The organism is Pseudoxanthomonas sp. SGT-18, assembly GCF_003931645.1.
Classification (GTDB): Bacteria; Pseudomonadota; Gammaproteobacteria; order Xanthomonadales; family Xanthomonadaceae; genus Pseudoxanthomonas.
Map to the genome: position 1 here is coordinate 384,247 of NZ_RRYJ01000002.1, position 26,763 is coordinate 411,009.

The 26,763-nt window shown below is 72.0% G+C and carries 25 protein-coding genes; 14 read left to right on the plus strand and 11 right to left on the minus strand.

The window, feature by feature from the left end:
• A complete protein-coding gene (recJ, locus tag EIM47_RS04805) occupies positions 1–1,728 on the plus strand; it encodes a single-stranded-DNA-specific exonuclease RecJ (protein ID WP_125076275.1) in 1,728 nt (575 codons plus the stop codon).
• On the opposite strand, the gene EIM47_RS04810 is transcribed toward recJ, so the two are convergent.
• Positions 1,674–2,948 carry an acyltransferase family protein gene (locus tag EIM47_RS04810; RefSeq protein WP_125076276.1) on the minus strand — a complete coding sequence of 425 codons (1,275 nt, stop codon included), beginning with the start codon at positions 2,946–2,948 and terminating at the stop codon, positions 1,674–1,676. The genes recJ and EIM47_RS04810 overlap by 55 nt on opposite strands.
• A 154-nt stretch (positions 2,949–3,102) precedes the next feature.
• Here EIM47_RS04810 and EIM47_RS04815 point away from each other — a divergent pair, with 154 nt between their 5' ends.
• On the plus strand, positions 3,103–3,993 hold the full coding sequence (locus tag EIM47_RS04815) for a LytTR family DNA-binding domain-containing protein (protein ID WP_125076277.1): 891 nt from the start codon (positions 3,103–3,105) through the stop codon (positions 3,991–3,993).
• 7 nt (positions 3,994–4,000) lie between these two features.
• Here EIM47_RS04815 and EIM47_RS04820 read toward each other — a convergent pair whose 3' ends face one another.
• Both EIM47_RS04820 and EIM47_RS04825 read right to left on the minus strand, forming a co-directional pair.
• Positions 4,001–4,441 (minus strand): carboxymuconolactone decarboxylase family protein, encoded by a 441-nt coding sequence (locus tag EIM47_RS04820; protein ID WP_019397812.1) that lies wholly within the window; start codon positions 4,439–4,441, stop codon positions 4,001–4,003.
• A gap of 34 nt (positions 4,442–4,475) precedes the next feature.
• The gene (locus tag EIM47_RS04825; RefSeq protein ID WP_125076278.1) at positions 4,476–5,399 is read right to left on the minus strand and encodes an RNA polymerase sigma-70 factor; all 924 of its coding nucleotides are present in this window, start codon (positions 5,397–5,399) and stop codon (positions 4,476–4,478) included.
• Between the two features lie 141 nt (positions 5,400–5,540).
• Between EIM47_RS04825 and EIM47_RS04830 the strand changes: the two genes are divergently transcribed.
• Both EIM47_RS04830 and EIM47_RS04835 read left to right on the plus strand, forming a co-directional pair.
• A complete protein-coding gene (locus EIM47_RS04830) occupies positions 5,541–7,055 on the plus strand; it encodes a fumarate hydratase (RefSeq protein ID WP_125076334.1) in 1,515 nt (504 codons plus the stop codon).
• 107 nt (positions 7,056–7,162) lie between these two features.
• Positions 7,163–7,801, plus strand: coding sequence for a glutathione S-transferase family protein (locus EIM47_RS04835; protein WP_125076279.1), 639 nt, complete (start codon positions 7,163–7,165; stop codon positions 7,799–7,801).
• Between the two features lie 8 nt (positions 7,802–7,809).
• Here the strand turns inward: EIM47_RS04835 and arsC are convergent, their stop codons facing one another.
• Genes arsC through EIM47_RS04850 form a run of 3 tightly spaced genes read right to left on the minus strand, consistent with a single transcriptional unit; the run spans position 7,810 to position 9,794 of the window.
• A complete protein-coding gene (gene arsC, locus EIM47_RS04840) occupies positions 7,810–8,154 on the minus strand; it encodes an arsenate reductase (glutaredoxin) (protein WP_125076280.1) in 345 nt (114 codons plus the stop codon).
• Positions 8,154–9,272 carry a phospholipase A gene (locus EIM47_RS04845; RefSeq protein ID WP_125076281.1) on the minus strand — a complete coding sequence of 373 codons (1,119 nt, stop codon included), beginning with the start codon at positions 9,270–9,272 and terminating at the stop codon, positions 8,154–8,156. The genes arsC and EIM47_RS04845 overlap by 1 nt, the downstream gene beginning before the upstream one ends.
• A 36-nt stretch (positions 9,273–9,308) precedes the next feature.
• On the minus strand, positions 9,309–9,794 hold the full coding sequence (locus EIM47_RS04850) for a DUF456 family protein (protein ID WP_125076282.1): 486 nt from the start codon (positions 9,792–9,794) through the stop codon (positions 9,309–9,311).
• A gap of 226 nt (positions 9,795–10,020) precedes the next feature.
• On the opposite strand from EIM47_RS04850, the gene EIM47_RS04855 reads away from it, so the two are divergent.
• A complete protein-coding gene (locus EIM47_RS04855) occupies positions 10,021–10,230 on the plus strand; it encodes a cold-shock protein (RefSeq protein WP_019397805.1) in 210 nt (69 codons plus the stop codon).
• A 72-nt stretch (positions 10,231–10,302) separates the two neighbouring features.
• Here EIM47_RS04855 and EIM47_RS04860 read toward each other — a convergent pair whose 3' ends face one another.
• Together EIM47_RS04860 and EIM47_RS04865 are read right to left on the minus strand one after the other, a co-directional pair.
• The gene (locus EIM47_RS04860) at positions 10,303–10,779 is read right to left on the minus strand and encodes a glycine zipper 2TM domain-containing protein (RefSeq protein WP_125076283.1); all 477 of its coding nucleotides are present in this window, start codon (positions 10,777–10,779) and stop codon (positions 10,303–10,305) included.
• Between the two features lie 137 nt (positions 10,780–10,916).
• Entirely contained in the window at positions 10,917–11,348 is a 432-nt protein-coding gene (locus EIM47_RS04865) for a cytochrome c (RefSeq protein ID WP_028914661.1), read from the minus strand.
• Between the two features lie 80 nt (positions 11,349–11,428).
• Between EIM47_RS04865 and EIM47_RS04870 the strand changes: the two genes are divergently transcribed.
• On the plus strand, positions 11,429–12,262 hold the full coding sequence (locus tag EIM47_RS04870) for a tRNA threonylcarbamoyladenosine dehydratase (protein WP_125076284.1): 834 nt from the start codon (positions 11,429–11,431) through the stop codon (positions 12,260–12,262).
• Here EIM47_RS04870 and EIM47_RS04875 read toward each other — a convergent pair whose 3' ends face one another.
• Both EIM47_RS04875 and EIM47_RS04880 read right to left on the minus strand, forming a co-directional pair.
• On the minus strand, positions 12,263–13,057 hold the full coding sequence (locus tag EIM47_RS04875; protein WP_125076285.1) for a TatD family hydrolase: 795 nt from the start codon (positions 13,055–13,057) through the stop codon (positions 12,263–12,265).
• On the minus strand, positions 13,057–13,284 hold the full coding sequence (locus EIM47_RS04880) for a DUF6116 family protein (protein ID WP_019397091.1): 228 nt from the start codon (positions 13,282–13,284) through the stop codon (positions 13,057–13,059). Before EIM47_RS04880 ends, EIM47_RS04875 begins: the two co-directional genes overlap by 1 nt.
• 154 nt (positions 13,285–13,438) lie before the next feature.
• Here EIM47_RS04880 and EIM47_RS04885 point away from each other — a divergent pair, with 154 nt between their 5' ends.
• The 7 genes from EIM47_RS04885 (at position 13,439) to EIM47_RS04915 (ending at position 21,703) form a co-directional block, all read left to right on the plus strand.
• A complete protein-coding gene (locus EIM47_RS04885; protein ID WP_019397092.1) occupies positions 13,439–14,245 on the plus strand; it encodes a glycine zipper 2TM domain-containing protein in 807 nt (268 codons plus the stop codon).
• Between the two features lie 129 nt (positions 14,246–14,374).
• Positions 14,375–15,538 carry an acyl-CoA dehydrogenase family protein gene (locus tag EIM47_RS04890; protein ID WP_019397093.1) on the plus strand — a complete coding sequence of 388 codons (1,164 nt, stop codon included), beginning with the start codon at positions 14,375–14,377 and terminating at the stop codon, positions 15,536–15,538.
• 5 nt (positions 15,539–15,543) lie between these two features.
• Complete coding sequence (locus EIM47_RS04895; RefSeq protein ID WP_125076286.1) at positions 15,544–16,092, plus strand: GNAT family N-acetyltransferase; 549 nt, start codon at positions 15,544–15,546, stop codon at positions 16,090–16,092.
• Between the two features lie 50 nt (positions 16,093–16,142).
• Positions 16,143–16,691: a GNAT family N-acetyltransferase gene (locus EIM47_RS04900; protein ID WP_026010185.1), complete on the plus strand. Its 549-nt coding sequence runs from the start codon at positions 16,143–16,145 to the stop codon at positions 16,689–16,691.
• Positions 16,692–16,869: 178 nt separating this feature from the next.
• On the plus strand, positions 16,870–19,134 hold the full coding sequence (locus tag EIM47_RS04905; protein WP_028914657.1) for a thiamine pyrophosphate-dependent enzyme: 2,265 nt from the start codon (positions 16,870–16,872) through the stop codon (positions 19,132–19,134).
• A gap of 1 nt (position 19,135) precedes the next feature.
• The gene (asnB, locus tag EIM47_RS04910; protein WP_125076287.1) at positions 19,136–21,067 is read left to right on the plus strand and encodes an asparagine synthase (glutamine-hydrolyzing); all 1,932 of its coding nucleotides are present in this window, start codon (positions 19,136–19,138) and stop codon (positions 21,065–21,067) included.
• 78 nt (positions 21,068–21,145) lie between these two features.
• A complete protein-coding gene (locus EIM47_RS04915) occupies positions 21,146–21,703 on the plus strand; it encodes an NAD(P)H-dependent oxidoreductase (RefSeq protein ID WP_125076288.1) in 558 nt (185 codons plus the stop codon).
• A gap of 3 nt (positions 21,704–21,706) precedes the next feature.
• On the opposite strand, the gene ubiM is transcribed toward EIM47_RS04915, so the two are convergent.
• Positions 21,707–22,936 (minus strand): 5-demethoxyubiquinol-8 5-hydroxylase UbiM, encoded by a 1,230-nt coding sequence (gene ubiM / locus EIM47_RS04920; RefSeq protein WP_125076289.1) that lies wholly within the window; start codon positions 22,934–22,936, stop codon positions 21,707–21,709.
• A 246-nt stretch (positions 22,937–23,182) separates the two neighbouring features.
• Here ubiM and smc point away from each other — a divergent pair, with 246 nt between their 5' ends.
• Positions 23,183–26,686 carry a chromosome segregation protein SMC gene (gene smc, locus EIM47_RS04925; protein ID WP_125076290.1) on the plus strand — a complete coding sequence of 1,168 codons (3,504 nt, stop codon included), beginning with the start codon at positions 23,183–23,185 and terminating at the stop codon, positions 26,684–26,686.
• Positions 26,687–26,763 lie beyond the last annotated feature (77 nt).

Here is a 26,763-nt window from a genome sequence, read left to right on the forward strand (position 1 = left end):
ATGAGTCCCGCCGCTCCCCGGATCCGCCGCCGCGAGCCCGTGGTAGTGGGCGGCGCCTGGCCCGGCCACGTGCCGCCGCTGCTGCGCCGGGTGTACGCCGCGCGCGGCGCCGACCGCTTCGAACTGGCGCGGCCGCGCCTGTCCGACCTGCTGCCGCCGGACGCGCTGGGCGGCCTGCCGGCGGCGGTCGCACTGCTGGCCTCGGCCATCCGCGACGACCGCCACATCGTGGTGGTCGGCGACTTCGACTGCGACGGCGCGACCGCCTGCGCGGTGGGCGTGCGCGGCCTGCGCATGCTCGGCGCGCGCAGGGTCTCGCACGCGGTGCCCAACCGCATGGTCCACGGCTACGGCCTGTCGCCTGCGCTGGTGGAGGAACTGGCGGCGCTGCAGCCGGAACTGCTGGTCACCGTGGACCACGGCATCGCCTGCCATGCCGGCGTCGCCGCCGCGCGCGCGCGCGGCTGGCAGGTACTGGTCACCGACCACCACCTGCCGGGCCAGCAGCTGCCGCCGGCCGACGCCATCGTCAACCCGAACTGCGCCGGCGACGCCTTCCCGAGCAAGTGCCTGGCCGGCGTGGGCGTGATCTTCTACGTCCTGCTCGCGCTGCGCCGGCACCTGCGCCAGTCCGGCGCGTTCCCGGCCGGCGAACCAGACCTGTCCAGCCTGCTGGACCTGGTCGCGGTCGGCACCATCGCCGACCTGGTGCCGCTGGACGCCAACAACCGCGCCCTGGCCGCGGCCGGCCTGCGCCGCCTGCGCGCCGGCCAGGCCTGCGCCGGGCTGCGCGCCCTGGTCGAGGTCTGCGGCCGCGACCTGGCCTGCCTGACCGCGGCCGACATCGGCTTTGCCGTGGGCCCGCGGCTCAACGCCGCCGGGCGCCTGGAGGACATGGCCCTGGGCATCGAATGCCTGCTCACCGACGACCCGCAGCGCGCGCGCGAACTGGCCGGCATCCTCAACGAGATCAACGCCGAGCGCCGCGCCGTGCAGCAGGCGATGACCGACGACGCCGAGGCGGCCCTGGCGCGCGCGCAGGTCGACCACGGCACGCCGCCGCTGGCGCCGTGCCTGTTCGACCCGGAGTGGCATCCGGGCGTGGTCGGGCTGGTGGCCTCGAAGATGAAGGAGCGCCTGTACCGGCCGGTGCTGGCCTTCGCTCCGGCCGAGCCCGGCGCGCAGGTGTTGCGCGGCTCGGCGCGCTCGATCGCCGGCTTCCACATCCGCGACGCCCTGGCCGCGGTGGACGCGCGCCATCCGGGACTGGTGCAGCGCTTCGGCGGCCATGCCATGGCCGCCGGCCTGACCCTGGAACTGGCCAAGCTGCCGGCGTTCGAGCAGGCCTGGCAGGAACACGCCCGCGCCACCCTGGACGATGCACTGCTGCAGGCCGAACTGCTCAGCGACGGCGAGCTGCTGCCGCAGGAGTTCGACCGCTTCCACGCCGAGGCGCTGCGCGACGGCGGGCCGTGGGGGCAGGGCTTCCCGGAGCCGCTGTTCGACGGTTGCTTCGAGGTCCTGGACTACCGCCCGGTCGGCGAGCGCCACCTGCGCCTGCGGCTGCGCCACCCGGACCGGCGTGAGCCGCTGGCGGCAATCCACTTCGGCGGCTGGCAGGGCAGTGCGCCGGCCCCGCACCTGCACCTGGCCTACCGCCTGCAGCCGGACGATTACCGTGGCGGCTCGGCGGTGCAGCTGGTGGTCGAGCACGCCGTCCCGGCCTGAGCGGCGGCCGGCGCGGACCGCTCGCGGTACTGCAGTCCGAACAGCGGCCGCAGCAGTGGCACCCGCCGGACCACCTCATAGGCGGCGAAGCAGGTGGCGAAGGTCAGCAGCACCAGCAGCGGCCCCTCCAGCGCCGGATGCAGGTCCAGCGGTTGCAGGTTGTGCGCGGCGACCACGGTGACGGTCTGGTGCAGGATGTAGACCGGGAAAACCGCCGGCACCAGGTAGCGCAGCAGCGGGCCGTCGCCCGGCGACAGCCGCCGGGCAAAGCCGAGCACGGCGATGATCGCGCACCACTGGTCCACGCCCCACACCGCGCGCATGGCCAGGCGCAGGGCCTGGGGCGGCTCGCTGCCGGCGTAGGAAACGGTGTAGCCGGCCAGCACGGCCCAGCTGCCCAGCCACAGCAGCAGGGCCGGCCAGCGCAGGCGCACGGCCGCGTCCCAGAACCCGTCGCGGCGCGCGGCCAGGAAGCCGAGCAGGAACACCCCGAAGTACTGGACGTGGTTGTACCAGTCGCCGACCAGGGCGTGGGTCGAACCGTAGCGGCCGATCAGCAGCAGCCGCGCCAGGGCCAGGGCCAGCGCCGGCCACAGCAGCAGCCCCCAGCCGCACAGGGCGCGTTCCAGCGCGCCGCCGGCGCGGTCCAGGAGCGGCCGCGCCAGCCGCCACAGCAGCCACAGCGCCACCGTGTAGACCCACAGGTAGGCCACGAACCACAGGTGGTTCCAGGTCGGCAGGATCAGGCAGCCACCGGCATCGCAGAACGAACCGTCCGCGCGCAGGTAGCGCGCCCAGAAAGCCAGGAAGCCGTCGTGGTAGCCGCCGGGCAGCTGCTCGACCACCTCATAGTAGGACTGCGGCGGCACCACCACCGCCATGCCGAACAGCAGCGGCAGCAGCAGCCGCCAGGAGCGGTTGCCGAGGAAGCGTACCCGGCCGTCCCCGGCCGCGGCCTGGCGCTGGGCCTGCGCCAGCAGGAACGCGGTGGCCACACCGGATACCAGGAACAGCAGCGACAGCCGCCAGGGACCGGTGAGCAGCATCGCCGGCTCCAGCAGGGGGCCGGCGTGCGGGCTTTTCACGTGCCAGTCCCAGCTCACGTAATACATGCCCACGTGGTACAGGACCAGCAGGCCGAAGGCGCAGACCCGGACCCAGTCCAGGTCGTGGCGGCGGGTGGCGGTGGAGGCGGGCGGTAGGCTGGCGTCGCGCGGCATGGCGTATTCCGGACGTGTCGGTGGCCCGGGAAACTGGCACGGCACGCCGCGCCGGTGGGGCTCCGGATGACGACCGGCACGCCGGCGGGGACGAACCGCGGGCACGCGGGGACGGATGGGGCGGTGCGACGGTGGCGTTGGCTAGAATGCGTCGATGACTCCGCCGGAACCGTTTCCCTACCAGCGCTACGCCCCCTGGAAGACCTGGGTCGAAGCTGGCCTGTGGACCCTCCTGATCCTGGGCAACTTCGCAGGCAACAGCCTGACCGAGCTGATGGAGCTGTGGCGGCGGGGGGCCGGGATCCCGACCTGGGAACCGCTGGTGTGGGAAGGCAGCAGCGCGCTGGTCCTGCTGCTGCTGGTGCCGGTGCTGGCCTGGTTCACGGGCCGCTTCCCGCTGTACTGGCACCTGTGGCGCCGGCGCCTGGCCCTGTACGCGGCTGCCAGCGTGGTGCTGTGCGTGGTCCACGTGCTGGCCATGGTGGCCCCGCGCGAACTGGTCTACCGCGCCCTGGGCAGCGACTACCAGTTCGGCCCTTGGCTGCGCGGGCTGGTGTACGAGTACCTGAAGGACGTCCGTGCCTTCTTCCTGATCGTGGTGGTGATGGAGGGCTACCGCGCCCTGCTGCGCCGCTGGCAGGGCGAGGCCAGCCTGCCGGAAGCGGCGCCGCCGGCGCCGGACGCCGGGCCGGCGGACGCCGAGCCCGCGCGCCCGGAGCGCTTCCTGGTGCGCAAACTGGGGCGCGAGTTCCTGGTCCCGACCGGCGAGATCGAGTGGCTGCAGGCCTCCGGCAACTACGTGAACCTGCGCGTGGGCGGCCGCGACTATCCGCTGCGCAGCACCCTGGCGCGGGTGGAGGAGCAGCTGGACCCGCGCGCCTTCGCGCGGATCCACCGCAGCTACATGGTCGCCCTGGCCCAGGTCGCCTCGATCGAGCCGCTGGACAGCGGCGATGCCCGCGTGCACCTGAAGGACGGCAGCGTGCTGCCGTGCAGCCGGCGCTACCGCCAGGCCCTGCGCGAGCGCTTCGACGCCGGGGCCTGAGCGGCGCTCAGGGCAGTTCCGGCTGCAGGCCCACGCCCAGCCGGTTCCAGGCGCTGATCAGGGCCACGGCCATGGTCAGGGTGGCGATGCCGGCATCGTCGAAGTGCGCCTTCAGCGCCTCGTAGGTGGCGTCGGCCGGGGCGCCGGAGGGCAGCCTGGCCAGGGCCTCGGCCCAGTCCAGGGCGGCGCGCTCGCGGGCATCGAAGAAGCGGCTGTCGCGCCAGCCGGGCAGGGTGTCGAGCTTGCGCGGGTCGACCCCGGCCCGGCGCAGGGCGGTGGCGTGCATGTCCATGCAGAACGCGCAACCGTTGATCTGCGACACCCGCAGGAACACCAGCTCGACCAGGGGGGGCTCCAGCACGCCGTCGTGCACGGCGTTGCTGGCGGTGTAGAGCGCCTTGAAGGCATCCGGGACGTGCCTGGGATATTCGACGCGACGGTAGTCCATGCGGGTCTGCTCCGGCGGGCCACCATGGCCGCCTTCACCACCAGGACGTCCCGGGCGACGCATCCGTGACAGCCAGCTTGTCCGGATTGGCGACGGTGTACAGCGCGGTGATGCGGCCGTCCGCGCTGGCGGCCACGGTGACCCCCACCAGCCGCCCGTCGCGGTAGCGCAGGATCGCCGGCTCGCCGTTGACCAGGCCAAGCTGCCAGCGCACCGCCGGATCGCGCCGCCGCGCCACCGCCCAGAACAGGCGGGCGATGCGCTCGGCCCCGTGCAACGGACGGATCGCCGCCAGTGCCTTGCCACCGCCGTCGGAAACCAGCTGTGCATCGGCGTGCAGCAGGGCTTGCACCGCCTCGCGGTCGCCCTCGCGCGCGGCGTGCATGAACTTCTCCAGCAGGATCCGGTGGTGGCGCGGATCGACCCCGAAGCGCGGCCGTGCCCCGGCGATGCGCGTGCGGGCGCGGTGCACCATCTGCCGGCAGGCCGCCTCGCTGCGTTCCAGCAGCCGGGCGATCGCGGCGTAGTCGTGGTCGAACACTTCCCGCAGCAGGAACGCCGCGCGCTCCTCGGGCCCGAGCCGTTCCAGCACCGCCAGGAACGCGAGCGAGACTTCCTCGGCCCGTTCCAGCGCCCGCGCCGGTCCGGGCGCCTCGTCGGCCGGCTCGGACGCGGCCGCGGTGGGGGCGTCGGGATCGACCCGGGCCGGTTCCGGCAGCCAGGGCCCCGGATAGGTTTCGCGCCGGCGCCGGGCGGCGCGCAGGCGGTCGATGCCCAGCCGGGTGGCGGTGGTCACCAGCCAGGCCTCCGGGTCGGCGATGGCGGCCCGGTCCGCCCGGTGCCAGCGCAGCCAGGTGTCCTGGACCACGTCCTCGGCGTCGGCGCGGCTGCCCAGCAGCCGGTAGGCCAGGGCCAGCAGGCGCGGCTGGTGTCGATGGAAATGATCAACAGGTTCCATGGATTCCAGGACGGAACAGCGCTTGCCGGTGTGACAGGGGCCCCGGCCGCGCCGCCACTTTGGCCTAAAATGGGCGGGTTTTCCGCCTGCCATGAGCCAGCCGTGACCGCTTCCGCTTCGTCCAGCCCGTCGAACATCCCGGTGTCCATCCGCCAGGAGGACCTGATCCAGTCCGTCGCCGACGCGCTGCAGTACATCAGCTACTACCACCCGGTCGACTACATCCGCAACCTCGCCGCCGCCTGGGAGCGCGAGGAATCGCCCGCGGCCAAGGACGCGATGGCGCAGATCCTGATCAACTCGCGCATGTGCGCCGAAGGCCACCGCCCGATCTGCCAGGACACCGGCATCGTCACCGTGTTCCTGCAGATCGGCATGAACGTGCGCTGGGACGACGCGACCATGGGCGTGGAGGACATGGTCAACGAGGGCGTGCGCCGCGCCTACAACCACCCGGACAACAAGCTGCGCGCCTCGGTCCTGGCCGACCCGGCCGGCAAGCGCCTGAACACCCGCGACAACACCCCGGCCGTGGTCAACGTCAAGGTCGTGCCGGGCAACAAGGTGGACGTGATCGTCGCGGCCAAGGGCGGCGGCTCGGAGGCCAAGAGCAAGTTCGTGATGCTCAATCCCTCCGACTCCATCGTCGACTGGGTGCTCAAGACCGTGCCGACCATGGGCGCCGGCTGGTGCCCGCCGGGCATGCTCGGCATCGGCATCGGCGGCACCGCCGAGAAGGCGATGCTGCTGGCCAAGGAAGCGCTGATGGAGCCGATCGACATCCAGGACCTGGTCGCCCGCGGCCCGTCCAACCGGATCGAGGAACTGCGCCTGGAGATCTACGAGAAGGTCAACGCGCTGGGCATCGGCGCCCAGGGCCTGGGCGGCCTGACCACGGTACTGGACATCAAGATCAAGGACTATCCGACCCACGCCGCCAACCTGCCGGTGGCGATGATCCCCAACTGCGCCGCCACCCGCCACGCGCACTTCACCCTGGACGGCAGCGGCCCGGTCGCCCTCGACCCGCCCTCGCTGGAGGACTGGCCGAAGCTGACCTACAGCCCGCACAACGCCCGCCGCGTGGACCTGGACACGGTCACCCGCGAGGAAGTGGCCAGCTGGAAGCCGGGCGAGGTGCTGCTGCTCAACGGCAAGCTGCTGACCGGCCGCGACGCCGCGCACAAGCGCATGGTCGACATGCTGGGCCGCGGCGAGAAGCTGCCGGTGGACTTCACCAACCGCTTCATCTACTACGTCGGTCCGGTCGATCCGGTGCGCGACGAGGTGGTCGGCCCGGCCGGTCCGACCACCGCCACCCGCATGGACAAGTTCACCCGGCAGATGCTGGAGCAGACCGGCCTGCTGGGCATGGTCGGCAAGGCCGAGCGCGGCGACGCGGCGATCGAGGCCATCCGCGACAACAAGGCCGTGTACCTGATGGCGGTCGGCGGTTCGGCCTACCTGGTGTCCAAGGCGATCAAGGCCAGCCGCGTGGTCGCCTTCGAGGACCTGGGCATGGAGGCGATCTACGAGTTCGAGGTCAAGGACATGCCGGTGACCGTCGCCGTGGACTCCACCGGCGAGTCGGTGCACAGGACCGGCCCGAAGCAGTGGCAGGCCCGGATCGGCAAGATCCCGGTGGTCGTGGCCTGAGCCAGGCGCCATCGCCGCACACGGGCGGGCCGGCAGCGATGCCGGCCCGTTCTTTTTGCCCCCGCGCCAGGGCGATAATCGCCACGTCCATTCCAGGGAGCCGCGCGATGCCTGTCGTCCTCTATGGTTCGCAAAGCACCGCGTCGCTGGTGGTGCACTGGCTGCTGATCGAGCTGGGCATCGGGCACGAGCTGCGCCAGCTGGACTTCGACCGGCGCGAGCAGAAGTCGCCGGAGTACCTGGCGCTCAATCCCGCCGGCCGCGTGCCCACCCTGGTGATCGACGGGCAGGTGCTGACCGAGTCGGCCGCCATCGCCATGCACCTGGCCGACCTGCATCCGCAGGCCGGGCTGGCGCCGGCGCCGGGCACCCCGGCGCGCGGCGACTACTACCGCTGGATCTGCTTCTGCGTGTACACGCTGATGCCGCAGTACCGCGCCTGGTTCTACCCGGACGAACCGGCCGGGCCGGAGCACGTGGAGGCGGTGAAGGAACGCGCCCGCGCCGCGCTGGAGGCGGCGTGGCAGCAGGTGGCCGACCACTTGCAGCGCAACGGCGGCCCGTACATGCTCGGCGGGCAGCGCACGGCGGTGGATTTCGTCCTGACCATGCTGATGCGCTGGTCGCGCAACATGCCCAGGCCCACCGACAGCTGGCCGGTGCTGCAGGACTACGCCAGGCGGATGAAGTCGCTGCCCAGCTTCGCCGAGGTCTACCGCCGCGAGGGCATCACCGACTGGACCTGAGGCGCCGCTCAGTCGAGCAGGGCGACCACTTCCTCGGGCGGCCGGCACAGGCGCGCGCCGCGGCGGGTGATCACCACCGGGCGGTTGATCAGCTGCGGGTGCGCCAGCATCGCGTCCAGCAGGGCCTCGTCGTCGGCCGAATCCAGGCCCAGTTCGGCGTAGAGCGGTTCGCTGCTGCGGACCAGGACGCGCACGCCGCCGCAGGACTCGGCGACGCGGCGCAGGCTCTGGCGATCGGGTGGATGGGCCAGGTAGTTGAACATCACCGGCTCGATCCCGCGTTCGCGCAGGATCTCCAGCACCGCGCGGGACTTCGAGCAGCGCGGGTTGTGCCAGATCGTCGCGCGCTGCATCAGAACCACTCCAGCAGGGCAAAGCCGACGCCGATGTAGGTGGCCTTGTGGTTGTAGTCGATCATGCTCTCGCCGTAGCCGTCGAACACCTGCACGTGGCCGCGCAGCAGGTTGTTGATCGGGAAGCCCCAGTCCAGCTGCAGCGAGCCGTGCGCGCGGTCGCCGCCGCGCAGCGAGTGGCGCGCGGTCAGGCTCAGCTCGTGGCCGTTGCGGTTGTATACCAGCAGGGCGTCGCCGCGGCCGATGTAGTCCTCGATGTCCGGGTTGTTGTCGTCGCGCGCGCTTTCGCCGACCTGGTACCAGGGGCGCAGCACGAAGGCCCAGTTGTCGCGGTCCAGGCCGAGGTTGAGGATCACCCGGTTCCAGCTGCGCGAGAACGGATCGCTGCGGCCGTTGGACTGGTGGTTGAGGCTGATCCCGGTCATCCGCCCCTTCCAGCCGAACAGGCTGTAGTTGTTGCGGAACACCAGCATCACCTCCGGCTCGTAGTTGGTCTCGCGGAACGGGCGCGAGGTCTCCGAGGCGTAGGCCTGCCAGCGCGAGCTCTGGGTGTAGCCGACCCAGACGTCGCCGTTGTCGCCGAACAGGTCCTCGGCGACCTTGGTCTTGAAGCTCAGCTGGAACTTGGCCTCGATGCTGTCCAGCTGCTCGGGCGTGGTGACGGTGTTGTTGGGGTTGGGCGAGCTGGGGGTGGTGTTGGTCCGGCTGGTCCAGAAGCCAGGCAGCACGTACACCGGCTTGTAGGCGCGCAGCTGGAAGATGCCCAGCTTGGAGTCCTTGGCCAGTTCCCAGCGGTTGTCCAGCAGCGAGCCGCGGCCGGCGTTGGCGATCGCCGCGCGCGCGGCCGGTTGCAGGTCGCGCTGGAACAGCTCGGTGGCGGGCTGTTCGCCCGCGGCCTCCTCCGCGGCGCGCTCGGCGACGTCGGCGGCCAGGTCCGCTTCCTGCGGCGAGGGCGCGACATAGCCCAGGGCTGCGTCGTAGCAGGCCAGGCGCTGGGCGTTGGAGGCGATGGCCAGGCAGGCGTCGGCGCTGGCCGGGCGCGCGGTGATTTCCTGCGCCGCCAGCGCCGGGGCGGTGGCGGCGAGCGCGGCGCACAGCGCCAGGGGCAGGGGGGACATCCGGTTCAAGTCGAGCTCCAGGGAGGCGGTGCGTATTCAGAAAAACCACGCCAGCACGAACAGGCCGAGCATGGCGAAGGCCAGGGCCAGCTTCAAGGCGGCGCCCAGCAGCAGGCCTACCCAGGTGGCCGCGCCGACCCGCGCGGCTTGTGGCAGGTGCCGGGTATGCCACAGCTCGCCCAGCACCGCGCCGATGAACGGGCCCAGCAACAGTCCGGGCAGGCCGAAGAACAGGCCGATGACGGTGCCCAGGGTGGCACCGGCCACGGCCATCCGCCCGGCGCCGAAGCGGCGCGCACCGAAGGCGCCGGCCATGATGTCGATCGCGATGGAAAGCAGCGTGAGCAGGCCGAGGGCGGCCAGGGTCCAGCCACTGATCCGGATGAAACCATCCGCCCAGGCGGCCAGCGCCATGCCGGCGAACACCAGGGGCAGGCCAGGCAGGGCCGGGAGCACCACGCCGGCCAGGCCGACCAGCATCAGCAGGCCGGCGAGCAGGTACCACAGGGTGGTCGTATCCATCGGGGGCGGGGGGGCTCCTGGGGCGGCCCGGGCATGATTGCATTCGCCATGGGCCGGCGGTAAGTTTGGGCCGCTGCGCTTGGCAAGGTCACCGTGAACCGTGACCTGATGCGGTAGGTCCTTGGTGATGGTCTGCTACATCGTTACACCTCGCGTACTCCTTGCAACCAGCCGCCGTTGGCCACGGCGTAACCACCACCCAGCAAAGTTCCAGGAGTAAGCAGTAATGGCAGAGCGCGAGACCGGGACCGTCAAATGGTTCAACGATGCCAAGGGCTTTGGCTTCATCAGCCGTGAGAATGGCGAGGACGTGTTCGTCCACTTCCGCGCCATCCAGATGCAGGGCTTCAAGAGCCTGAAGGAAGGCCAGAAGGTCACCTTCACCGTCGTCCAGGGCCAGAAGGGCCTGCAGGCCGACGCGGTGCAGACCGCCTGATCCAGAGCCATCGGCTACAAACGGAAACGGCCCGCGATGCGGGCCGTTTCTTTTTGCCGGTCGTGGCGGCGATCAACGGATCACGACCTTGCCGTTGACCACGCGCACGTAGGTGTTCTCGCGGATGCCGCCGAGGTCGCGCTGGTTGATCACCACGGTGCGGCCGTCGTCCATGCGCACGTGGATGTTGTAGGTATCGCCGGTGACGCGGCCCTGGATGGCGTTGCCGGCCATCGCGCCGGCGGCCGCGCCCGCCACGGCGGAGACGTTCTGGTTGCCCTTGCTGCCACCGGTCTTGTCGGAGATCTCATGGCCGGCGACCGCGCCGACGATGCCGCCCAGGATCGCGCCGGTCGCGGCGGGCGCGCTGCGGTTGGAGCCGATCACGTCGATACGGGTGACGATGCCGCAGTCCAGGCACGATTGCGGGGCCGGATAGCTGCCGCCGGACGGATAGGACGAGCCATAGCCGTAGTTGGGCGAGGTGGTGCTGCAGGCGGCCAGGGCCAGGGAGCCGAGGACGGCGGCGCAGAGCAGGCGGGACTTCATCGTGCATCTCCTGAAGTGTGGTCCGGCGGATGCGGCCGGGCCGCTTCCGTGGCTGCATCCTTGCGCCATGCTCGTGAACGGCGCGGCAACCCGGCGCCCGCCCGCGCATGACGCCGGCGGCTGGCATCAGCCGCGGTTCAGCGGAAATCCTGGTGGCAGGCGCGGCAATCGCCGCCGATCTTCTCCAGCGTGGCGGTGATCTGCGCGCAGTCCGACGGCGGCGCGGCCAGCGCCTGGTCGAGGTTGGCGCGCAGGCTGGAGGCCGCACCGGCGAAGCGCTGGTCGTCGCGCAGCCCCGGGAAGGCGGTTTCCAGGTCATTGGCCATCGCCCGCAGCGACTGCAGGCGCGGCAATGCATCGTGCACGGCGCAGCGGTTGGCCGCGGCGGTGGCCTTCAGTTCCTGGGTCTGGCGCGCCATCACGTTCATCAGCGCGTCCGGGAACGGATCCTGCCGCTCCTTCAGCGCGCGCAGCGCCATCACCGCGGCGACCACGCCCACCAGCAGGCCGATGGCAAACACGACGAGGTAGCGGGCGGCGGGCGAGGGGCGGTTCGGCTGGCTGGCCATGCGGCGGGCTCCGTTGGAAGGGCGCACATCATAAGGCGCCGGCGGCGACGCTTGCAGCCGCACCGGTAGAATGCGCGCCCATGGACGCATTCCTGCAGGAACGGTTTGCCGGCATCGACCGGCTGTACGGCGTGGGCGCGGCGCAATGGCTGGCCGGGCGCCGGGTGGCGGTGGTCGGGCTCGGCGGGGTGGGCTCGTGGCTGGTCGAAGCGCTGGCGCGCTCGGCGGTGGGCACCCTGGTGCTGGTCGACGCCGACGACCTGTGCGTGTCCAACACCAACCGCCAGCTGCCGGCGCTGGAGGGCCAGTACGGCCGCGGCAAGGCCCAGGTCCTGGCCGAGCGCTGCCGCGCGATCAATCCGCGGGTGGAGGCGCGCCCGGTGGCGCAGTTCCTCACCGCAGGCAACCTGGAAAGCCTGTTGGGCGAGGGTTTCGACCTGGTGGTCGACGCCTGTGACAGCTTCCGCACCAAGGTCGAGGCGATCGCCTGGTGCCGGCGGCGCAAGCAGCCGGTGCTGACGGTCGGTTCGGCCGGCGGCCGCACCGACCCGACCCTGGTGCGGGTGCGCGACCTGTCGCGCACCGAGCACGACGCCATGCTTGCCCTGGTGCGCAAGAAGCTGCGCGCCGAGTTCGGTTTCCCGCGCAATCCGCAGCGCTTCTTCGGCGTGCCGGCGGTGTACTCGCTGGAGAACGTGAAGTACCCGCAGTTCGACGGCAGCGTCAGCGGCGTGCGCCCGAAGCTGGACGCGCAGGCGGCACTCAAGCTCGACTGCGGCGGCGGCCTGGGCGCGGCCACCCACATCACCGGGGCCTTCGCCTTCGCCGCGGCGGGCAAGGCGCTGGAGATGCTGCTCCGGAACCGCCCGGCGCTGCCCGCAGGCGCGGGCTTCGCCTGCGCCGTCGCCGGCTAGTCAGGCTGGCGGCAGGCCGAACAGGCGTTCGGCGTTGGCGGTGGTGGCCGCGGCGATCGCGGCCGGGTCCTCGTCGCGCAGCATGGCGATGGTGTCCAGCACCGTGCGCAGCCGCGCCGGTTCGTTGCGCTGGCCGCGGTGCGCGGCATCGGGCTGGTCCGGCGCATCGGTTTCCAGCAGCAGGAATTCCAGCGGCATCTCCGCCACCAGCCGGCGCAGGCGCTGCGCGCGCTCGTAGGTGACCGGGCCGCCGAGGCCGACCAGGAAGCCCAGGTCCCACAGCTGGCGCGCCTGCTCGGGGCTGCCGGCGAAGCTGTGCACCACGCCGCGCAGGCGCGAAGGCTGGCCCGACTTGGCGCCGCCGATGCGGCGGATCGCGGCGATCACCGCGTCCACCGCGCGCCGCGCGTGCACGATCACCGGCAGGCCGGCATCGCGCGCCAGGCGCAGCTGCGCCTCGAAGTAGCCGGCCTGGGCCTGGCGGTCCAGGTCCTCGACGAAGAAATCCAGCCCGCATTCGCCGACCGCCACCGGCTGCTCGCGCTCGACCCATTCGCGCAGGCGTTCCAGGTGCGCGGGCTGGTGTTCGGCCAGGAACAGCGGATGCAGGCCGTAGGCCGGGAACAGTCCCGGCGCGGCGCGGCAGGTGTCGCGCAGGCCGGGCCAGCCGGCGGCATGGATCGCAGGCACCACCTGGCGGCGTACGCCGGCATCGCGCGCGCGCGCGACCACCTGCGCGCGGTCGGGGTCGAACTCGGGTACGTCCAGGTGGCAGTGGCTGTCGACCAGGTCCATCAGCGTCCGGGTGGCAGCACCTGCGATCGCGCCGGCAGCGGATCCTTGCGGCGCTTCCAGTTGGCCAGCAGCAGGGTGCCCAGGCCCAGCGCGACCTCGTCGATGAACGGCACCGGATCGGGCAGCAGCACGCTGAGCACGAACACCGCGGCGGTCAGCTTGAACAGGGTCGGGAAGCGCAACCGGCGCGCCCATTCCAGCAGGGGCAGCAACAGGGGGTTGGCCATGGCGGCGGCTCCGTGGGGAAGATCCGGATACCAGCATGCCGCGTCCGCGCCGGCTCGTGGCGATGTTGGAAAATTGTTCGGGGTCCTGTTCAGCTTCGCCGTGATGGAATGCGCCCGTCAAACAGCGGGATGGGTCCCGCAGGAGCCAACGGCCATGAAACAAGCCACCACCGTTCTCATCGCAGCAGGTGCCCTGCTGGTCGGCGGCATCGCCACTGCCGCCTACATGAACAACCGTGACGGCGGCTCCGACGTCGCTGCCATCACCGCTCCGGCCCAGGACGGCGATGTCGCCGCCAGCGATGCGCTGCCGGAGACCCCGGCGCTGGAGTTTGCCGAGATCCTTTCCGTCACCCCGGTGACCGAGAAGGAACAGCGCTACGCCACCGTGATCGGCACCGAGCCGGTGCGCGAGTCCACCACCCAGTCGGTCCCGCATGAAGTGTGCGAGGACGTGGTGGTGCAGGAGCGCCTGCCCGAGCGCGACGGCAACGTCGGCGGCACCGTGGCCGGCGCGGTCATCGGTGGCCTGATCGGCAACCAGGTCGGCGGCGGCAAGGGCAAGAAGGTCGCCACCGCGGCCGGCGCCGTGGCCGGCGGCGTGATCGGCAACCAGGTCGACAAGCGCCACGTCGGCGGCAAGGTCGTCAGCCGCACCGAGCGCCAGTGCCGCACCGAGTACGCCACCTCCGAGTCCAGCCGGGTGATCGGCTACACCGTGACCTTCCGCAACCCGGACGGCACCACCGGCACCAAGCGCATGGACAAGAAGCCCGGCGAGCGCATCGCCCTGGGCACCGAGGACAAGGTGGTCGGCTACGACGTGACCTACCGCTACCAGGGCCAGGAAGGCACCCTGCGCCTGGACCAGGAGCCGCAGTCCGACCGCCTGCCGGTGGTCGACGGCAAGATCGTCACCGCCGGCGTGGACGTCGGCGCGCAGGGCGCCAACCGCCAGTAAGCGCGGGCCCGTTGCCAGCACCGAAGGCCGCTCCCCCGGGGGCGGCCTTCTTTTTTGCCGCGCTGCGCATTGCCCGCGCACCGGGGGCGGTGGATACAATCGCAACCATTTCCCCAACCGGTATCCGCCATGGCCCTTTCCGCCTACGACCTGTACGACGTGCGTTCCATGCTCAGCGAAGAGGAGCGTGCCGTGCAGGAGGCGGTAGCCCGGTTCACCGACGAGCGGGTGCTGCCGATCATCGGCGAGTGCTTCGACCAGGGCCGCTTCCCGAAGGAGCTGGTCCCGGAGATCGCGTCGCTGGGCCTGCTCGGTTCCTCGCTGCCGGAGGAATACGGCTGCGCCGGCCTCAACGCGGTCAGCTACGGCCTGATCTGCCAGGAGCTGGAGCGCGGCGACAGCGGCCTGCGCAGCTTCGTCAGCGTGCAGTCCTCGCTGTGCATGTACCCGATCTACGCCTACGGCTCGGAGGAGCAGCGGCGGCAGTGGCTGCCGCGCATGGCCGCCGGCGAGGTGATCGGCTGCTTCGGCCTGACCGAGCCGCACGGCGGCTCCGACCCGGCCAACATGAAGACCCACGCCCGCAAGGATGGCGGCGACTGGGTGCTCAACGGCTCGAAGATGTGGATCACCAACGGCAACCTGGCCGACATCGCCATCGTCTGGGCGCAGACCGAGGAGGGCATCCAGGGCTTCATCGTGGAGAAGGGCATGCCCGGCTTCACCGCCCAGGAGATCAAGCACAAGATGTCGCTGCGCGCCTCGGTGACCTCGTCGCTGTTCTTCGACAACGTGCGCGTGCCGGAGGCCAACCGCCTGCCCAACGTCAAGGGCCTCAAGGGCCCGCTGGGCTGCCTGACCCAGGCCCGCTACGGCATCACCTGGGGTCCGATCGGCGCCGCCATCGCCTGCCTGGACGAGGCGCTGAACTACAGCAAGGAACGCATCCTGTTCGGCCGCCCGGTCGCGGCGACCCAGAGCGCGCAGATCAAGCTGGCCGACATGGCCCGCCGCATCACCCTGGCGCAGCTGCTGGTGCTGCAGCTGGGGCGGCTGAAGGACGCCGGCCGGATGCAGCCGCAGCAGGTCTCGCTGGCCAAGTGGAACAACTGCCGCATGGCCATCGACATCGCCCGCGAGTGCCGCGACCTGCTGGGCGGCGCCGGCATCACCACCGAGCACGCCGCGATCCGCCACGCCCTGAACCTGGAATCGGTGATCACCTACGAGGGCACCGAGACCGTGCACCAGCTGGTGATCGGGCGCGAGCTGACCGGCATCAACGCGTTCTGACCGGCATGCCGCAGGGCCCCGTCATCGAGACCGAGCGGCTGGTCCTGCGTCCGCCGCAGGCGGCCGACTTCGAGCGCTACGCCGAGCTGCTGACCGACGAACATGCCTGCCGCTTCATCGGCGGCAGCGCCAGCCGCGCCGCGGCCTGGCGCAAGTTCCTGCAGATGCCCGGCGCGTGGATGGTGCAGGGTTTCGCCATGTTCTCGGTGATCGACAGGGCCACCGGCCTGTGGCTGGGCCAGTCCGGCCCGTGGCGGCCGGAGGGCTGGCCGGGCAACGAGGTCGGCTGGAGCTTCCATCCCCAGGCCTGGGGCCGGGGCTACGCCACCGAGGCGGCCACCGCGGCGATCGACTGGGCGTTCGCGGAACTGGGCTGGGACCATGTCATCCATTGCATCGACCCGGAGAACCTCCCCTCGCAGCGGGTGGCCCAGCGCCTGGGTTCGCGCAACCAGGGACCCGGCCGGTTGCCCGAGCCCTTCGCCGGAGCGCGGATCGACATCTGGGGCCAGACCCGCGCGCAATGGCTGGCGCGGCGCGCAGCCGTCGCCTGAGCCCGGCCGCCGCGGACCGCCACCCGAACGATCGCACAGGAGCCTGGCTGATGGACCTGGAACGGCTGCAACTGGAAACCCCGCGCCTGCTGCTGCGGGTGCCGCGCAGGGAAGACTTCGAGGCCTGGGCGGCGTTCGTGGCCGACGAGGAAGCCACCCGCCATATCGGCGGCGTGCAGCCGCGCCCGGTGGCCTGGCGCGGGCTGGCGGCGATGCTCGGCTGCTGGCACCTGCAGGGCCATGCCATGTTCTCGGTGATCGAGAAGGCCAGCGGGCAGTGGATCGGCCGCGTCGGCCCGTGGCAGCCGGAGGGCTGGCCGGGCCCGGAGGTGGGCTGGAGCATCGTCCGCAGCCACTGGGGCCGTGGCTATGCGCCGGAAGCGGCGGCCGCGTGCATGGACTGGGTATTCGACGTGCTGGGCTGGGAGGAGGTGATCCACACCATCGAACCGGCCAACGAAAGGTCGAAGGTGGTGGCCACCAAGCTCGGCTCGCGCTACCTGCGCATGGGGCAGCTGCCGCCGCCGCTGGATGCCACCGCCGAGATCTGGGGCCAGACCCGCGACGAATGGCGCGCGTTCCGCGCCGCGCGCGGGTGAATCCCTTGCGCGCCTTGCCCGAACGCCGCCGCGATGCCGCCCCCGGCGCCCAGACGGTCCACACTACCCAGGCCATCCGGCACCGGCGCGCGCATGCGCGGGCGCGGACTGGCCGCCGCTGGATCCCGACAACACCGGGGCGCACGCCGCCCCGCACAGGACACCGACCCGCCGACGCATGAACGCAGCCGCCATTCCCGCCTGGAAGAAGGGCATCAACCGCGCCGAGATCTGCGACCGCAACTTCACCGAGGCCGTGCGCGCCTGGGAGGGCAGCCCGCGGCCGCGCCCGCGTGACGACGAACCGGTGTTGCCGGGCAGCGCGCTGGACGCGCGCGGCTTCCGCGAACTGTTCGAGTCGCAGCTGGTCAGCCGCCACCTGGACCTGATGGCGCGCGTGCTGCGGGTGCAGAACAAGGTCTTCTACACCATCGGCTCCAGCGGCCACGAGGGCAACGCCATGGTCGCGCGGCTGGCCCGCCATACCGATCCGGCGTTCCTGCACTACCGCAGCGGCGGCTTCATGGCCGAGCGCTTCCGCAAGCTGCCGGGCATGGACCCGGTGATGGATTCGGCGCTGAGCTTCGCCGCCAGCGCCGAGGACCCGGCCTCCGGCGGCCGCCACAAGGTCTGGGGCAGCAAGCCACTGTGGGTGCTGCCGCAGACCTCGACCATCGCCTCGCACCTGCCCAAGGCGCTGGGCACGGCCATCGCCATCGAGCAGGCGCGGCGCATCGGCCACGCCCTGCCGGTGCCGGCCGACAGCATCGCCATCTGTTCCTTCGGCGACGCATCGGCCAACCACGCCACCGCGCAGACCGCATTCAACGCCGCGGCCTGGACCGCCTACCAGAAGCTGCCGGCGCCGGTGCTGTTCGTGTGCGAGGACAACGGCATCGGCATCTCGGTGAAGACCCCTGACGGCTGGATCGGCAACCGCTTCCGCAACATGCCGGGCCTGGACTACTTCCACGCCGACGGCCTCGACCTGGCCGCAGGCTACGCCCAGGTGCAGGCGGCGGTGGAGCACTGCCGCAGCACCCGCCGGCCGACTTTCCTGCACCTGCGCACCACCCGGATCATGGGCCACGCCGGCACCGACTTCGAGATCGAGTGGCGCAGCATCGAAGAGCTTTGCGCGGTGGAGGCCAGCGATCCGCTGCTGCGCAGCGCGGCCATCGCCCTGGAGTCGGGGCTTTACTCGAAGGACGAACTGCTGGAGCTGTACGAGTCCATCCGCCGCCGCTGCTTCGCCGCCGCGGAGGAAGCCGACCGCCGGCCCAAGCTCGCCAGCCTGGAGCAGGTGATGGCGCCGCTGGCGCCATACTCGCCCGACGCGGTGGCGGCCGAGGCCACGCGCCCGGCGCCGGAAGATGCGCGCATCGCCGCCTACGGCGGCGCCGACAGGCTGCCGGAGAAGCAGGCGCCGCGCCACCTGGCGGTCCAGATCAACCAGGCCCTGCACGAGCTGCTGGCCAAGTACCCGGAAAGCCTGCTGTTCGGCGAGGACGTGGCGCAGAAGGGCGGCGTGTACACGGTGACCAAGGGCCTGTACAAGGCCTTCCGCGGGAACCGCGTGTTCAACACCCTGCTGGACGAGACCATGATCCTCGGCCTGGCCCAGGGCTACGCCAACATGGGCATGCTGCCGATCCCGGAGATCCAGTACCTGGCGTATTTCCACAACGCCTGCGACCAGGTTCGCGGCGAGGCCTGCTCGCTGCAGTTCTTCAGCAACGGCCAGTACGCCAACCCGATGCTGGTGCGCATCGCCGGCCTGGGCTACCAGCGCGGCTTCGGCGGCCACTTCCACAACGACAACTCGATCACCGCCCTGCGCGACATCCCCGGCCTGGTGGTCGGCTGCCCCAGCCGCGGCGACGACGCGGTGGAGATGCTGCGCACCCTGGCCGCGCTGGCGAAGGTCGACGGCCGCGTGGCCGTGTTCCTGGAGCCGATCGCGCTGTACATGGCCAAGGACCTGCACGAGGCCGGCGACGGCCAGTGGCTGTTCCCGTACCCGGAGCAGGGCCGGGCCATGCCGCTGGGCGAGGGCAGGGTCTACGGCGAGGGCAACGACGACCTGGTGATCATCACCTACGGCAACGGCGTGCCCATGAGCCTGCGCGCCGCGCGCCGGATCGAGGAACGCCAGGGCTGGAAGGTGCGGGTGGTCGACCTGCGCTGGCTGGTGCCGCTGAACGAGGAGTTCATCCGCGAGCAGGCGGCCAGCGCCAGGCGCCTGCTGGTCGTGGACGAGGGCCGGCGCAGCGCCGGCGTGGGCGAAGGCGTGGTCACCGCGATCATCGAGGGCGGCTTCGGCGCGCGCCCGTTCCGCCGCGTGGTGGGCGCGGACACGTACACTCCGCTGGCAGGCGCCGCGTTCCTGGTCATCCCGGGCGAGGACGACATCGTCGCCGCGGCCGCGGAGCTGGACAGCTGAGATGTGTGGACTTGCAGGATTCCTGATGGCGCAGCCGCGGCTGCACGGCGACGTGCTGGCGGCGCGCGCCCGGGAGATGGGCGGCGCGCTGGTGCACCGCGGACCGGACGACGCCGGTACCTGGGTCGATGCCCAGGCCGGCATCGCCCTGGCGCACCAGCGCCTGAGCATCCTCGACCTGTCGCCGCTGGGCCACCAGCCGATGGAATCGGCCGACGGCCGCTACGTGCTGGCCTACAACGGCGAGGTCTACAACTTCGCCCCGCTGCGCGCCGCGCTGGCGGCGGTGGGGCACCGCTTCCGCGGTCACTCGGACACCGAGGTGCTGCTGGCGGCGGTGGCCGAGTGGGGCATCGAGGACGCCCTGCAGCGCTGCAACGGCATGTTCGCCATCGCCCTGTGGGACCGCCGCGAACGCTGCCTGTGGCTGGCCCGCGACCGGGTCGGCAAGAAGCCGCTGTACTACGGCTGGGCCGGCGACGCCCTGGTGTTCGGCTCCGAGCTGAAGGCGTTGTGGCGGCACCCGGATTTCGACAACGGCGTGGACCGCGACGCGCTGGCCCTGCTGCTGCGCTTCAACTACATCCCGGCGCCGTACTGCATCCACGAGCGCGCGTTCAAGCTGATGCCCGGCAGCCTGCTGCGGCTGGACGCGGCGGCGGCGGCCGCCGGCGCCGCCGCGCACGACCCGCAGCGCGCGCAGCAGCGCTGGTGGGACCCGCGCGAACGCATGCGCAAGGCCATCGCCACCCCGTTCGTCGGCGGCGACGGCGAAGCCGCCGCGGCGCTGGATGCGGTGCTGCGCGACGCGGTGGGCCTGCGCATGGTCGCCGACGTGCCGGTGGGCGTGTTCCTGTCCGGCGGCACCGATTCGTCCACCGTGGCCGCGCTGATGCAGGCGCAGAGCGCGGAGCCGGTGCGCAGCTTCACCATCGGCTTCCGCGGCTCGGACCACGACGAGGCGCCGCTGGCGCGCGAGGTGGCCGACTACCTGGGCACGGCGCACACCGAGTTCGAGGTCGACGGCGCCGACGCGCTGGCGGTGGTGCCGCGGCTGCCGGCGATGTTCGACGAGCCGTTCGCCGATGCCTCGCAGATCCCCACCGCGATGGTCAGCCGCCTGGCGCGCCAGGAGGTGACGGTGGTGCTTTCCGGCGACGGCGGCGACGAGCTGTTCTTCGGCTATGGCCGCTACCAGCGCGCGCTGCGCAACTGGCGCATGGCGCGGACCCTGCCACGCCTGCTGCGCCACGGCCTGGCCCGCCTCCCCGGGGCGCGCGGGGAATCGGCGCGCACCGGCGGCGTGGCGACCCTGCTGGCCGAGTCCGGCGTGCAGGGCATCGGCGACGTCTACCGCAACCGCGTCTCGCGCTGGCGCAACCCGGCCGCGGTGGTGACCGGCGCGCGCGAGCCGCAGACCATCTACCACGAGGCCGATCCGCTGGGCCTGCCCGGGCGCGAGGCCGAGGCGATGATGCTGGCCGACTTCATGGCCTACCTGCCTGACGACCTGCTGTGCAAGGTCGACCGCACGAGCATGGCGGTGGGCCTGGAGGCGCGCGCGCCGCTGCTGGACTGGCGGGTGGTGGAGCTGGCCTGGTCGCTGCCGCAGCACATGAAGCTGCGCGGGGACACCAGCAAGTACCTGCTCAAGCGGGTGCTGCGCGGCTACCTGCCGGATGCCATGGTCGACCGCCCCAAGCGCGGCTTCGGCGCGCCGGTCGGGCAATGGCTGCGCGGGGACCTGGCGCAATGGGCTGGCGACCTGCTGGATCCGGTGGCGATGCGCCGCGAAGGCCTGTTCGACGCGGCGCGGGTGGACGCGATCTGGCGCGGCTTCCGCCGCGGCCAGCGCAAGTGGCACACGCACCTGTGGAACGTGCTGATGTTCCAGGCCTGGCACGCCTGCTGGCGGGCCAGCCGCGGCGGCTGAGGCAGGCCGCGCCGGGCCTTCACCCCGGCCACGCATGGTGCTTCCTAGGATCGGACCTTTCCTTCCAGGAGCAGGCCCATGAACAGGCGCAAGGTGGCGGTCATCGTCGGCAGCCTCCGCAAGGATTCGATCAACCGCAAGCTGGCCCGGGCGCTGGAGCGGCTGGGCGGGGACCGGCTGCAGTTCGACCATGTGCAGATCGGCAACCTGCCGCTGTACAACCAGGACTTCGACGGCGACTACCCGGCCGAGGGCAACGCGCTCAAGCAGCAGATCCGCGGCGCCGACGCGGTGCTGTTCGTCACCCCCGAGTACAACCGCTCGGTGCCGGGGGTGCTCAAGAATGCGATCGACCTGGCCTCGCGTCCCTATGGCGACAGCGCCTTCGCCGGGTTGCCGGCGGCGGTGATAGGCGCCTCGCCGGGCGCGATCGGCACCGCGCTGGCGCAGCAGCACCTGCGCAACATCCTTTCCTACCTGGACATGGCGGTGCTGCCGCAGCCGGAGGCCTTCATCCAGTTCCAGGAGGGCCTGGTCGAGGAAGACGGCCGGGTGTCCAGCGCGGATACCCGTGAGTTCCTCGAGGACTTCGTCGACCGCTTCGTGGCCTGGATCGACCGCCAGCGCGAGGGCTGAGGCTCAGCCCGGCAGCAACTGCGCCAGGCCCGAGCGCAGGCGTTGCAGCGGGCTGGCGTCCACCGGGCCGGCATCGGTGAGCGAGGCCGCGACCAGCCGCCGGAAGGGTGCCAGTGCCGCACCTACGCGCAGGGTCGCGGCACGCAGCACGCGCGCGGCCGGGCGGTCGTTGGTGTACAGCCCGACTACCGCACGCGTGGCCTGGAACAGCGGCCAGCAGCCCTGGCGGTGGCGGCGCTGGTACATGGCCAGCAGCGCCGGGTCGCCCGGGTCGCGGCCCTGCCGTACGGCGATGCGCAGCACGGCGGCCAGGCGCTCAACGCCGGCCAGGCCAAGGTTGAAGCCGTGCGCGGTGACCGGGTGCATGCCCACAGCGGCGTCGCCGGCCAGGGCCAGGCGCGGGCCCACGAAGCGCCGTGCCCAGGTCGCCACCAGAGGATAGACGTGGCGGCTGCCGGCCAGTTCCATCCTGCCCAGGCGGCCGTCGTAAAGCCGCTCCACCGCAGCGTTGAAGCCGGCCTCGTCCATCGCCGCCAGGGCCCGGGCCTGCTCGCCGGGCAGGGTCAGCACGGCAGAGGCCAGGTGCTCGTCCAGCGGCAGCAGGGCGCGGGTGGCGCCGGTGCCGAACCATTCCCAGGCAGCGTGGTGGTGCGGGTGCTCGTGCCGCATCCGGCACACCAGCATGCTCTTGCCGAAGTCGTGCAGGTCGGCGTCGATGCCCAGCGCGCGACGGGTCTCGGAGAAGCGGCTGTCGGCCGCCACCAGCAGGCGTGCATGCAGGCGCGGGCCGTCCTGCAGCTGCACCCAGGCCGCGTCGGGGCCGGCGTGCAGGGCGGCGATCCGGGCCTGGTCGTGCAGCTCGATGCCCGGCGTGGCCTGGACCGCGTCCCAGGCCGCGCGCCGGATCAGGTGGTTGGCCACCAGGTTGCCGAGGCGGTCGTGGCCGGGATCGGGGTCGACCACCATGGCTTCGGCCAGGTCGCGGTCCATGATCCGGGCCTGGCGCAGCGGGTGGACGTGCCCGGCCGGGATCCGCTCCCAGATGCCGAGCTCGCCCAGCAGGCGCATGGAGGCGTGGGTCAGGGCGATCTCGCGGCCGTCGAAGGCCGGCTCGGCCAGCGCCGCCCGCGGCTGGCGCTCGACCAGGGCCACGCCCAGGCCCAGCGGTGCCAACGCCCGCGCCAGGCTCAGCCCGACCGGGCCGGCACCCACGATCACCACGTCGTACTGCATGCGCTTCTCCTGCCAGGGACCGTGCGCGAGTCTAGGTGGGCCCGGCGGCCCCGGCCCTGATCCTGGTCAAACCGGGCGCAGGGCCTGCAGGGATCCCGGCCGCGGCGGCTATACTGCCCCGTCCGGCGCCGGTTTCCCGGCGTTTCCGCCATTGTGGATCAGCCATTTGGGGGAAGTTCCGGATAAACCACATCAATCGGTGGGGCCAGGGCGGCGCCCGGTTCCACCACGGGAAGCGACTGCCGCATGCGCCTGTCCACCATCAAGCTGTCCGGATTCAAGTCGTTCGTCGATCCGACCACGCTGCACCTGCCCACCAACATGACCGGCATCGTCGGTCCCAACGGGTGCGGCAAGTCCAACATCATCGACGCGGTGCGCTGGGTGATGGGCGAGAGCTCGGCCAGCCGCCTGCGCGGCGACTCGCTGACCGACGTGATCTTCTCCGGCTCGGCCGCGCGCAAGCCGGTGTCGCAGGCCACGGTCGAGCTGATCTTCGACAACTCCGACCACACCATCTCCGGCGAGTACGCCGCCTACAACGAGATCTCGGTCAAGCGCACGGTCAGCCGCGACGGCCAGAGCAGCTACTACCTCAACGGCACCAAGTGCCGCCGCCGCGACATCACCGACCTGTTCCTCGGCACCGGCCTGGGCCCGCGCAGCTATTCGATCATCGAGCAGGGCATGATCAGCCAGATCATCGAGGCCCGGCCCGAGGACCTGCGCGTCTACCTGGAGGAGGCCGCCGGCATCTCCAAGTACAAGGAACGGCGCAAGGAGACCGAGACCCGCATCCGCCACACCCGCGAGAACCTGGACCGCCTCAACGACCTGCGCGAGGAGGTCGACAAGCAGCTCGAACACCTGCGCCGCCAGGCGCGCCAGGCCGAGCAGTACCAGGCCCTGGCCGCGGAGCGGAAGGTCAAGGACGCGCAGTGGAAGGCGCTGCAGTACCGGCTGCTGGACCAGCAGCTGCAGGCCCTGCGCGAGAAGCTGGCGCAGGAAGAGACCAGGCTGGAGCGGATCATCGCCGGCCAGCGCGAGGCCGAGCGCGAGATCGAGACCGGCCGCGTGCGTCGCGAGGAGGCTGCCGAGGCGCTCAACGCCGCCCAGGCCGAGGTCTACAAGGTCGGCGGCGTGCTGGCCCGGATCGAGCAGCAGATCCAGCACCAGCGCGAGCTGGCCAACCGCCTGAACCAGGCCCGCGACGAGACCGCCACCGCGCTGGAGGAGCTGGACCGCCACATCGGCGGCGACCGCGAGAAGCTGGAGGCGCTGCAGGCCTCGGTCGAGGAGGCCGAGCCGCGCCTGGAGCAGCTGCGCGAGGACGACGTGTTCCGCCAGGAGGCCCTGCGCGAGGCCGAGGCGGCGCTGGCCGACTGGCAGCAGCGCTGGGAAGTGCATGGCCGCCAGGCCGCCGAGGCGTCGCGCGCAGGCGAGGTCGAGCGCACCCGCGTCGACTACCTGGACCGCCAGGCACTGGAAGCCGAGCGCCGCCGCGAGGCCCTGCAGGCCGAACGCGCCGGGCTGGACGTCGAATCGCTGGCCGAAGCCTTCGAGCAGGCGCAGATCGAGCACGAGACCCGCAAGACCGAGCTGGACGGGCTCAACGAGCTGCTGGAGGCGCGCAAGCAGGACGTGGCGACGGTGCAGGACCAGCAGCGCGCCGCCCAGGCCGAGCTGGCCGAGGTGCGCAAGCAGGCCCAGGCCGCGCGCGGCCGCCTGTCCTCGCTGGAGACCCTGCAGCAGGCCGCGCTGGGCCAGGAGCAGGGCGCCGCGGTGGCCTGGCTCAAGGCCCGCGGCCTGGATTCGGCGGCCCGCGTCGGCGAGCGCCTGGTGGTCGAGGACGGCTGGGAGAACGCGGTCGAGACCGCCCTGGGCCAGCTGATCGAAGGCGTGCTGGTCGACGCCCCGGAGCAGCTGGTCGAGGCCCTGGCCGATCTCGGCGAGGGCCGCATCGCCCTGGTCGCCGACGGCGAGGGCGAGGCCGGCTTCGCGCCGACCTCGCTGGCGGCGAAGGTACGCGGCCCGCTGGCGATCCGGCGCCTGCTGGCGCGCCTGCACGCAGCCGAGGACCTGGCCGCCGCGCGCGCCCTGCTGCCGCAGCTGGCGGAAGGCGACTCGGTCATCACCCGCGCCGGCGAGCGCCTGGGCGAGGGCTGGGTGCGGGTCTCGCGCCAGGGCGCCGCCCGGCAGGGTGCGCTGCTGCGCGAGCGCGAGATCCAGGCCCTGCGCGCCACCATCGAGGAACTGCAGGCGCGCGAGGCCGATCTGGAGGCCCACCTGGCCGACCTGCGCGGGCGCCTGCTGGCCGCCGAGCAGGCGCGCGAGGACGCCCAGCGCCAGCTGTACCTGGCGCACCGCGCCGTGTCCGAGCTGGCCGGCCAGCTGCAGAGCCAGCAGGGCCGGATGGACAGCGCGCGCCAGCGCATCGAACGCATCGAGGCCGAGCTGGCGCAGCTGGCCCAGACCCTGGAGGCCAGCCGCGAGCAGGCGCGCGAGGCGCGCGCGCGGCTGGAGGAAGCGGTGGTGGCCATGGGCGACCTCGAAGCCGAGCGCCAGGCCCTGGAAGCCGAGCGCCGCCAGCGCACCGAGGCCCGCGACCTGGCGCGCGAGGCCGCGCGCGCCAGCCGCGACGCCACCCACGCCCTGGCCCTGGGCCTGGAGTCGCAGCGCACCCAGATCGCCTCGCTGACCCAGTCGCTGCAGCGCATGTCGGCGCAGCGCGCGCAGCTGGAGTCGCGCCTGGGCGAGATCAGCTCCCAGCTGGAGACCGGCGATTCGCCGGTGCAGGCGCTGGAGGCCGAGCACCAGGCGGCGCTGGCTGAACGCGTGCGGGTCGAGCGCGCGCTGGGCGAGGCCCGCGCCGTGCTGGAGGCGATCGACCACGAGCTGCGCAGCCACGAGCAGTCGCGCCAGGAGCGCGACCAGCAGTCGCTGGCCCAGCGCGAGCGCATTTCCCAGCTGCGCCTGGAGCAGCAGGCGCTGCAGCTGAAGGCCGAGCAGCTGGTGCAGGCGATCGGCGAGGACGGCCAGGCCGTCGATGACGTGCTCAACACCCTGCCCGAGGTCGCCGACCCGCGCGAGTGGGAGCAGGCGGTGGTGCAGATCGACGCGCGCATGCGCCGCCTGGAGCCGGTCAACCTCGCCGCGATCCAGGAATGCGGCGAGGCCGAGCAGCGCAAGCAGTACCTGGATTCGCAAAACGCCGACCTGACCGCGGCGCTGGAGACCCTGGAGGAGGCGATCCGCAAGATCGACCGCGAGACCCGCGGCCGCTTCAAGGACACCTTCGACCGGGTCAACGCCGGCGTGCAGGCGCTGTACCCGCGCCTGTTCGGCGGCGGCCACGCCTACCTGGAGCTGACCGGCGACGACCTGCTGGATACAGGCGTGGCGATCATGGCGCGCCCGCCGGGCAAGCGCGTGTCCAACATCTCGCTGCTGTCCGGCGGCGAGAAGGCGATGACCGCGGTGGCCCTGGTGTTCGCCATCTTCCAGCTCAACCCGGCGCCGTTCTGCCTGCTGGACGAGGTGGACGCGCCGCTGGACGAGGCCAACGTCGGCCGCCTGGCGGCGATGGTCAAGGAAATGAGCGAGAAGGTGCAGTTCCTGTTCGTCACCCACAACAAGGCGACGATGGAGGCCGCGCACCAGCTGTCCGGCGTGACCATGCGCGAGCCGGGCGTGTCGCGCCTGGTGAGCGTGGACCTGGAGGAGGCCGCGCGCCTGGCCGGCGCCGCCTGAGCAGGCCTGGCGCCGGGGTTTTTCCGGCGCTGGCGGCATGACATGCTTGCACCCTGACTGGCATACGGCGGAGAACT